This is a genomic window from Streptomyces sp. GC420, assembly GCF_009916105.1.
In the GTDB taxonomy this organism is placed as follows: domain Bacteria; phylum Actinomycetota; class Actinomycetes; order Streptomycetales; family Streptomycetaceae; genus Streptomyces.
In genome coordinates, this window is the sequence record NZ_JAAAXQ010000336.1 from 1 (window position 1) to 9002 (window position 9002).

The 9002-nt window shown below is 71.0% G+C and carries 7 protein-coding genes; 2 read left to right on the forward strand and 5 right to left on the reverse strand.

The window, feature by feature from the left end; translation table 11 throughout:
• A partial coding sequence (locus GUY61_RS30125; protein WP_208106650.1) for a discoidin domain-containing protein occupies positions 1 to 1319 on the forward strand: 1319 nt, incomplete at its 5' end.
• Between the two features lie 87 nt (positions 1320 to 1406).
• Positions 1407 to 3497, forward strand: coding sequence for a PA14 domain-containing protein (locus GUY61_RS30130; protein WP_166633413.1), 2091 nt, complete (start codon positions 1407 to 1409; stop codon positions 3495 to 3497).
• A gap of 341 nt (positions 3498 to 3838) precedes the next feature.
• Here GUY61_RS30130 and GUY61_RS30135 read toward each other — a convergent pair whose 3' ends face one another.
• From GUY61_RS30135 to GUY61_RS30155, 5 genes are all read right to left on the reverse strand, one after another.
• Positions 3839 to 4288, reverse strand: a complete 450-nt coding sequence (locus GUY61_RS30135; RefSeq protein ID WP_166633418.1) for a heat shock protein transcriptional repressor HspR — start codon at positions 4286 to 4288, stop codon at positions 3839 to 3841.
• A 5-nt stretch (positions 4289 to 4293) separates the two neighbouring features.
• The gene (gene dnaJ, locus GUY61_RS30140; RefSeq protein WP_166633414.1) at positions 4294 to 5466 is read right to left on the reverse strand and encodes a molecular chaperone DnaJ; all 1173 of its coding nucleotides are present in this window, start codon (positions 5464 to 5466) and stop codon (positions 4294 to 4296) included.
• A 36-nt stretch (positions 5467 to 5502) separates the two neighbouring features.
• Positions 5503 to 6213: a nucleotide exchange factor GrpE gene (gene grpE / locus GUY61_RS30145; protein WP_166633415.1), complete on the reverse strand. Its 711-nt coding sequence runs from the start codon at positions 6211 to 6213 to the stop codon at positions 5503 to 5505.
• The gene (gene dnaK, locus GUY61_RS30150) at positions 6210 to 8042 is read right to left on the reverse strand and encodes a molecular chaperone DnaK (RefSeq protein ID WP_166633416.1); all 1833 of its coding nucleotides are present in this window, start codon (positions 8040 to 8042) and stop codon (positions 6210 to 6212) included. Before dnaK ends, grpE begins: the two co-directional genes overlap by 4 nt.
• 104 nt (positions 8043 to 8146) lie before the next feature.
• Positions 8147 to 9002, reverse strand: an 856-nt coding sequence (locus GUY61_RS30155) for an FkbM family methyltransferase (RefSeq protein WP_208106651.1), incomplete at its 5' end; no start/stop codon positions are given.

Here is a 9002-nt window from a genome sequence, read left to right on the forward strand (position 1 = left end):
ATCCAGTCCGAACCGTCGCCGCGGAAGTAGTCGACCCCGGACTTGCGCACGGCGGTGCGGCCGGGGCTTCCTCCGGGCGTCCTGCCGGTGCCGCGTGGGACGGCCCGACCGGCTGGGGCAACGGCTCCGTGCACCGCGCCGACATGCTCGACTCCCGGGTCTCCGCCCTCGTGGAGGACGGCGGGGTCACCCGCACCTCGCTCGTCAAGGCCATGGAGGACGCCGCCAACGTCGACCTGCGCGCCGAGCGGGTGCTGCCCGGCCTCCTCGACGTCGTGGACTCCGCGGCCGTCGGCGACGCCGGCCTGTCCGCGACCGTCGAGAAGCTGCGCGCCTGGCAGAAGTCCGGCTCGCACCGCCGGGAGACCGCGAAGGACTCCGGAGCCTACGCCGACGCGGAGGCGATCCGCGTCCTGGACGCCTGGTGGCCGCTGCTGGTCGAGGGCATGTTCAAGGACGACCTCGGCGACGGCCTCTACCAGGCGCTGACCGCCGTCGCCCCGGTCAACGAGTCCCCCTCCAACGGGCAGAACGGCTCCGGCGGCACCGCCTCCGGCATCTCGGCGGGGGCGCACAAGGGCTCGGCCTTCCAGCACGGCTGGTGGGCGTACGTCGACAAGGACATCAGGGCGGTTCTCGGCCGGACCGTGCACAGCCCCCTGGACAGGAAGTACTGCGGCGGCGGGAGCGTCGCCGACTGCCGGAAGGTCCTGCTCGACACCCTGGCCGAGGCCGCCGCCACCCCGCCCGCCGAGGTCTACCCGGGCGACGAGCACTGCGACGCCGGCGACCAGGTGTGCGCCGACTCGATCGTGCACCGCGCCATGGGCGGCATCACCGCGCCGCGCATCGCCTGGCAGAACCGGCCCACCTACCAGCAGGTCGTCGAGTTCCCGGCCCGGCGCGGCGACAACCTCGCCAACCTGGCCCGGGCGGACGGCGTGAGCGCCTCCTCGTCCGGCTACCAGGACGCGATCGTCGTCGCCTACCCGCCGGCCAACGCCGTCGACGGCGACACCTCCACCCGCTGGACCAGCAAGGACGTCGCCACGGCCTGGATCAAGGTCGACCTGGGCACGGCCCGGCAGGTCGGCCGGGTCACCCTCGACTGGACCGAGCACTACGCGCGCAAGTACCGGATCGAGGTGTCCTCCGACAACACGAACTGGACCACCGTCCACACCACGACGGCGGGCCGCGGCGGCACCGAGAACCGCGCCTTCACCCCGGTGGACGCGCGCTACGTCCGCGTCCAGTGCCTGGAACGCGCCACGGACAAGCGCTACTCGATCCGGGAACTCGGCGTGTACGCCCACTGAGATCCGGCCGGCGGCACAACCGTGCCGTCGTCCCGGTGGTCTTGCGTGTGGCCGCCCCGTCTGCGGCCACACCGACCGAGGGATGACATGAAGGACCCGCACAGAAGGCGCGCCGGACGCGTCCGGCGCGCCACGGCACCCACGCTCGTCCTCGCGGCCGCGGGCGGCCTGCTCACCGCGACCACCGCGGCCGGGCCGGCCGCCGCCGCCGTGAACTGCGCCTCCCCGACGTGGAAGGCGCAGTTCTACGCCAACACCACCTTCGGCGGCACACCGAAGCTGACGGCCTGTGACAAGAAGATCAGCGAGGACTACGGCACGGGGGACCCGGCCGGGGTCACCCTGCCGAAGAACAACTTCTCCGTCCGCTGGAGCGTGACCCGCGACTTCGGCTCCGGCGGCCCGTTCCGCCTCTCCGCCGCCGCGCAGGACGGCATCCGGGTGTACGTCGACGGCGTTCGCAAGATCGACCTGTGGAGCGACGTCTCCTCCACCCGGAAGAAGACCGCCGACGTCACGATCCCGTCCGGCAAGCACACCCTCCGTGTGGACTTCGCCGCGTGGACCGGCTCGGCCGACGTCTCGTTCGGCTACGCGCCCCGGACGTCGGCCGATGTCGACCGGGTGAAACCGCTCGCCCCTTCCGGCGCCTCCGCGACGTACGACACCGGTACCCGCAAGGCCACCGTGCGCTGGTCGGCGAACAAGGAGATGGACCTCGCCGGCTACCGCGTCTACCGCCGCCTGGACGGCAGCGGCAGTTGGACCCGGGTCAGCGGCAGCACCCCGCTGACCGCCACCTCGTACGCCGACACCCCGCCCGCGACGGGCGAGAAGTACTACTACGAGGTCCGGGCCGTCGACAAGGCGGGCAACGCGTCCCCCGGCAGCACCGACAAACCGGTCACCACCCCGGACAGAACGGCCCCCGCCACTCCGACCGGACTCGAGGCCCACGCCGACCTCTACGGCCTCTACGTCTCCTGGAACCCGGTGCCCGACGCCGCCGGTTACCAGCTGCACGAACTCGACCCGGCCACGGGCGAGTACACATTGGCGAAGGACCTCACCGGCACCACCTACCGGTACGTCGTCACCCCGCCCGAGGCCCTGCACAGCTACAGGGTGCTCGCCTACGACGCCGCGGGGAACCGATCACCGCTCTCCACGGCCGTGGTCTCGGACGGCATCGACCGCACCCCGCCGCCGGCGCCGCAGAAGCTGCACACCGCCCTCGACCCCGGCACGGTAGATCTCTACTGGCAGATCCCGGCGTCACTGGACGGTGAACTGTCCAACGGCGCCTTCTTCACCGTCTACCGCTCCGAAGGGGGGACCGTCGGGGCCGACGCCCCCAAGGTGAAGTGCGCCGAGTACTCACGAACCGGCGGTTCCGGCGACACACTGGACTTCCACTGTTCCGACACCCAGTGGGCCCTCGACACCGAGTACACCTACGGAGTCACCCTGACCGACGGAAAGGGCAATGAGTCCGGACTGTCGAACACGGTCACCGTCACGACGCCCGACAGGACTGCGCCGCTGCCCCTGGTAGGCCTGCGTGCCACCCCCCGCGCCGATGGAATGCTGCTGTCCTGGGACGCCCCCACCGATGACGACATATCCGGCTACCACGGCCTGATGGGCATGCGCCGGGCGGACGGAACCGTGCGGTGGCTCGACTCCTGCCTCGACTCGAGCGACAACCCGCACGCAATGCTCTGCATCGACGTCCCGGACGGGCAGACGCTCGTCTACACCGTCGTCGCGAGGGATGTCTGGAGGAATGCGCTGTCGCCCACGGATCCGACCGTGCCGACCGTGACCGCGACGGAACTCTCCCTCGTGCCGCCGGAGAGCGTCGGCTCGGACACCGGCCCGCTGTACGGAGGCGGTGGCTGGACCGGAGTCGAAGACGCCACCAAGCTCCACTGGAGGTGCGCCGGGGAGGTATGCGGCACCGTCACGGAGTACCGCGTGAGCCGGTGGAACCCGCTGACCGGCACCTACGAGCCGCTGCACACCGAACCCGCCGTGGCGGGCACCACGTACTACAGCCACCTGGACGAGACTCAGCCGCTCGGCGAGACGTCGTTCTACCGGGTAGTCGGCATCCTCGCGGACGGCACCGAGACGGCTGCGGCGCATCCGTGGCGGATCAGGCCCGATCTCGCCTGATCCACCGGCCACGGAAGAAGGGCCGGGAGGCGGCTTCGCCTCCCGGCCCTTCTTCCGTGCTCCACCGGCGCGCACCCGTCCGGTCCGGCGGCCGGCCTCGCCCGTCGGTGGCGCGGAGCTAGTGCCGCGTCAGCCGAGGTTCGCCCCGTCGCGACGCCCTGCACGGCACTCCCCCGCAGCCCTCCGGGCGCGGGAGGTACCCACGCTGCGTTGGCCGAAAGCCCGAGCAGGCCCACTACGAGGGCTTCCGGCCGCCTTGCGACGCTCCCCCCGCCTCCGGCGGGAGGTGCCCCCGGCACCGGACGCCGCTCCTCAGCGGGCAAACCCCGACCGACGCGGCACTAGTCCGAGGGCTGGCGCTTCGGGCGCCACACCACCAGCGCGCTCGTCTGCTGCACGTCCTGGTACGGCACGAGGTCGCGCCGGTAGGAGGCGTGCACCTGGGCCTCGCGCTGCCGCATGGCCGCGGCGGCGCCCTCCACGGCCGCCTGGAGTTCGGCCACCCGTGCCTGGAGGGCGGCGACCTGGTTCTCCAGTTCGATGATGCGCTTGATGCCGGCCAGGTTGATGCCCTCGTCCTGCGACAACTGCTGCACCTGGCGGAGCAGTTCGATGTCGCGGGCCGAATAGCGCCTGCCGCGCCCCGCGGTGCGGTCCGGGGAGACCAGACCGAGGCGGTCGTACTGCCTCAGGGTCTGCGGGTGCAGCCCGGAGAGCTGGGCGGCGACCGAGATGACGTACACCGGGGAATCGTCGGTCAGCTCGTACGGATTGCGGCGCCGGGCATCCATCGTCATCAAGCTCCCTTCGCGGCCTGGAACAACTCCGCCCGCGGGTCCTCGTCCGCGGTGGCCTTGCGATACGACTCCAGGGCTTCCCTCGCCGAATCGCCCAGCTGCGACGGCACGGACACCTCGACGGTGACCAGCAGGTCCCCGCGGGTGCCGTCCTTGCGCACCGCGCCCTTGCCGCGGGCGCGCATCGTGCGGCCGTTGGGCGTGCCGGCCGGCAGTTTCAGGGTGACCGGGGGCCCGCCCAGGGTGGGCACCCGGATCTCGCCGCCCAGCGCCGCCTCCGGATAGGTGACGGGCACCGTGACGGTGAGGTTGTCGCCCTTGCGGCCGAAGACGGGATGGGCGTCGACGTGCACGGTGACGTACAGGTCGCCCGCAGGGCCGCCGGTCTCGCCGGGACCGCCCTTGCCGCGCAGCCGGATCCGCTGGCCGTCGGACACGCCCGCCGGGATCCTGACCTGCATGGTGCGGGAGGACCTGGCGCGACCGCTGCCCTTGCAGACCTCGCAGGGGTCCTGCGCGATCAGGCCGCGGCCCCGGCAGTCCGCGCAGGGGTCGGTCAGCGAGAAGGAACCGCTGCCGCCGCGGGAGACCTGCCCGGTGCCGACACAGGTCGGGCAGACCCGGGGCGTACCGTTCTTGTCGCCCGTGCCCGAGCATGCCTTGCACGGCGCCTGGCTGGTCATGCGCAGCGGGACGGTGGCCCCGTCGACGGCCTCGGTGAAGCTCAGCGTCACCTCGGTGTCGATGTCCTGGCCGCGCCTGGGCTGCGTACGCGTGCCCGGCCCGCCCCGGTTGAACAGTCCGCCGAACACGTCGCCGAGTCCGCCGCCGAAGCCGCCGGCCGAGCCGCCCTGGGCGCCGCCTCCGAAGAGGTCGCCCAGGTCGAAGTTGAAGGAGCCGCCGCCCGCCCCGGGACCGGGCCGGAAGCCGCCGTTCCCGAAGAGGGCGCGCGCCTCGTCGTACTCCTTGCGGCGCTTGGGGTCGGACAGGACGTCGTTGGCCTCGGAGATCTCCTTGAAGCGCTCCTCGGCCCTGGAATCGCCCTTGTTGGCGTCCGGGTGGAACTCGCGGGCGAGTTTCCGGTACGCCTTCTTGATCTCCGCCTCGGTGGCGTCCTTGGGGACGCCGAGGACCTTGTAGTAGTCCTTCTCCACGAAGTCCTTGGTGCTCATCCCCGGCGTCCCTCCTTCCCGTCACTCGTCAATGTGTCAGCCCTCGTCCGGGGCACCGTTCTCCTCGTCCGACGACGACTCCTCCGCCTTCTGCCCGCCCGGCTGCGCGCCGGGCTGGGGCTCGGCGACCGCGACCCGCGCGGGGCGGATGGTGCGCTCGCCGATCCGATACCCAGGCTGGAGAATCGCGACGCACGTCGTCTCTGTGACGTCGGGCGCGTACGAGTGCATCAGTGCCTCGTGGACCATCGGATCGAAGGGCTCGCCCTCCTTGCCGAACTGCTGCAGGCCCAGCTTCGCCGCGACCGTCTCCAGCGACTCGGCCACCGACTTGAAGCCGCCGACCAGTTCGCCGTGCTCCCGCGCCCGCCCGATGTCGTCGAGCACGGGCAGGAGTTCGGTCAGGAGGTTCGCGATGGCGATCTCCCGTACGGCGATGCGGTCGCGCTCGACCCGCCGGCGGTAGTTCTGGTACTCCGCCTGCAGGCGCTGGAGGTCGGCGGTGCGCTCACCGAGCGCGGTGCGGACCTGGTCCAGCTGCGCGAGCAGGGCCGTGTCCTGGGAGCGGTCCTGGGCCGCTGCCGAGTCCCCGGCCGGGGCCGGGCCCGTCTCCTGGGAGGAGGCGGGCTCGGCGCCCTGCGCCGCGTTCTTGTCGGACGCGGCGTCAGGGGTGGCGCCGGAGGGGACATCGGGCTGCTGCGGCCGCTGGGACTGCTGCTCGTCGAAGCCCGGGGTCTCCTCTGTCACGCGGCACCGTCCTTCTTGTCGTCGTCGACGATCTCGGCGTCGACCACGTCGTCCTCGGCCCTCGCCTCACCGGCACCGGCGGCGCCGCCCTCGGCCTGGGCGTTGGCGTACAGCGCCTGGCCCAGCTTCTGGCTGACTGCGGCGACCTTCTCGGTCGCGGTGCGGATCTCGGCGGTGTCCTCGCCCTTCAGCTTGTCCTTCAGGTCGGCGACCGCGGTCTCGACCTCGGACTTCACATCGGCGGGGACCTTGTCCTCGTTGTCCTTGAGGAACTTCTCCGTCTGGTAGACGAGCTGCTCGGCCTGGTTGCGGACCTCGGCGGCCTCGCGGCGCTTGTGGTCCTCCTCGGCGTACTGCTCGGCCTCGCGGCGCATCCGGTCGACCTCGTCCTTCGGCAGCGAGGAGCCGCCGGTGACGGTCATCTTCTGCTCCTTGCCCGTGCCGAGGTCCTTCGCGGTCACGTGCATGATGCCGTTGGCGTCGATGTCGAAGGCGACCTCGATCTGCGGGACACCGCGCGGGGCCGGCGGCAGACCGGTCAGCTCGAACATGCCGAGCTTCTTGTTGTACGCCGCGATCTCGCGCTCGCCCTGGTAGACCTGGATCTGCACGGACGGCTGGTTGTCCTCCGCCGTCGTGAAGATCTCCGAACGCTTGGTCGGGATCGTGGTGTTGCGCTCGATCAGCTTGGTCATGATGCCGCCCTTGGTCTCGATGCCGAGGGACAGCGGGGTGACGTCGAGCAGCAGGACGTCCTTGACCTCGCCCTTGAGGACACCGGCCTGGAGCGCGGCGCCGATGGCGACGACCTCGTCCGGGTTGACGCCCTTGTTGGCCTCGCGGCCGCCGGTCAGCTCCTTGACGAGCTCGGCGACGGCGGGCATACGGGTCGAGCCGCCGACCAGGACCACGTGGTCGATCTCGGACAGCTGGATGCCGGCGTCCTTGATGACGTTGTGGAACGGGGTCTTGCAGCGGTCGAGCAGGTCGGCCGTCAGCTGCTGGAACTGGGCTCGGGTGAGCTTCTCGTCCAGGTGCAGCGGGCCCTCGGCGGAGGCCGTGATGTACGGCAGGTTGATCGAGGTCTCGGTGGAGGAGGACAGCTCGATCTTGGCCTTCTCCGCCGCCTCGCGCAGACGCTGGAGGGCCATCTTGTCCTTGGACAGGTCCACGCCGTGGCCGGACTGGAACTGCTTGACCAGGTAGTCGACGACGCGCTGGTCCCAGTCGTCACCACCGAGGTGGTTGTCGCCGTTGGTGGCCTTCACCTCGACGACGCCGTCACCGATCTCCAGCAGGGACACGTCGAAGGTGCCGCCGCCGAGGTCGAAGACGAGGATGGTCTGGTCGTCCTTGTCGAGGCCGTACGCGAGGGCGGCGGCGGTCGGCTCGTTGACGATGCGCAGGACGTTGAGGCCCGCGATCTCGCCGGCCTCCTTCGTGGCCTGGCGCTCGGAGTCGTTGAAGTACGCCGGGACGGTGATGACCGCGTCGGTCACCTTCTCGCCCAGGTACGCCTCGGCGTCCCGCTTCAGCTTCTGCAGGATGAAGGCGCTGATCTGCTGCGGGTTGAAGTTCTTGCCGTCGAGCTCGATCTTCCAGTCCGTGCCCATGTGGCGCTTGACCGAACGGATCGTCCTGTCGACGTTGGTGACCGCCTGGCGCTTGGCGACCTCGCCGACCAGCACCTCACCGTTCTTCGCGAAGGCGACGACGGACGGCGTGGTCCTGGCGCCCTCGGCGTTGGTGATGACGGTGGGCTCGCCGCCCTCCAGAACGCTGACGACGGAGTTAGTCGTGCCCAGGTCGATGCCGACCGCACGTGCCATTTCGATTCCTCCAGCTGACTTGAGTGGAACAGACTCAAGGATGCATCAACGGAGAATCAGAGTCAACAGAGCTGAGTCAGGCCGACTCAACTCTTATATGAGGCTTACGCGCAACTCGCCGCTTGCCTGCGCTGACTCTCCGCGTCCCCTCTGTCCTCTCTCATGAGAACGAGCTCGCAGCGCAGAAGCTGTCCCGTCCGCGGGTCGGAAAGTCCCGGCACGACCCCCATCGGCGTCATCCCCAGCCCGGCGGTGGCCGTCCGCAGCGCCTCCACGAAGCCGAGCCCGCCGCCGTGCAGCGGCACCAGCTCCGTCGTCAGATGAAAACCGGCGCACTCCGCCGCGTATGCCCCGGCACCCCGCAGCACATGCCCCTCGTATCCCTGGACGTCGAGCCGTACGAAGACCCGCTCGCCCGGGGCGACGACACCCTCCCACAGTTCCTCCAGGGTGCACATGTCCACCGTGACCCGGCCACGGGCGCACGTCTCGTGCGGCGCGGCCAGCGTGTACAGCGGCAGCGCGGGCAGCATCGAGGTCCCGGCCCCGTCCTCGCCCGCCACCCGCAGCTCGGCGGGACCCGTGCGCTCTCCCAGCGCGAACGGCAGCACCGTCCACAGGTCGTCGCCCTCCGCCCTGCCGCGCAGCCCGACCCGGGCCTGGGCGAGCGGTTCGAACGAGACGATCCGCCCGCGGTAGCCGTGCCGGCGCAGCATCGCGCCGTACGCCCCGGTGTGCGCGCCGACGTCCAGCACCAGGTCGATCTCGTGCGGGGGCAGCAGCCGCACCGGCTGCGGGACGTCCCGCGGTCGGCGGCCGGTCCCCGGCTCCCGCCCCAGCCTGCGCACGGCACCTCGAGCCTGGCCGATCAGTGTTCCCGGGCGGTTGTGCTGAAGGAGGGACATCTGCGGTTCCTTCGGTCGCTTCTCGCAGTCGCGGGCGGGTGTGTGGGGGGCGGGA

What these genes read in the sequence shown, in the direction of transcription:
- GUY61_RS30130 (WP_166633413.1), top strand. Translation starts at nt 1,407, where the DNA reads ATGAAGGACCCGCACAGAAGGCGCGCCGGACGCGTCCGGCGCGCCACG.
- GUY61_RS30135 (WP_166633418.1), bottom strand. Translation starts at nt 4,288, where the DNA reads ATGGATGCCCGGCGCCGCAATCCGTACGAGCTGACCGACGATTCCCCG.
- dnaJ (WP_166633414.1), bottom strand. Translation starts at nt 5,466, where the DNA reads ATGAGCACCAAGGACTTCGTGGAGAAGGACTACTACAAGGTCCTCGGC.
- dnaK (WP_166633416.1), bottom strand. Translation starts at nt 8,042, where the DNA reads ATGGCACGTGCGGTCGGCATCGACCTGGGCACGACTAACTCCGTCGTC.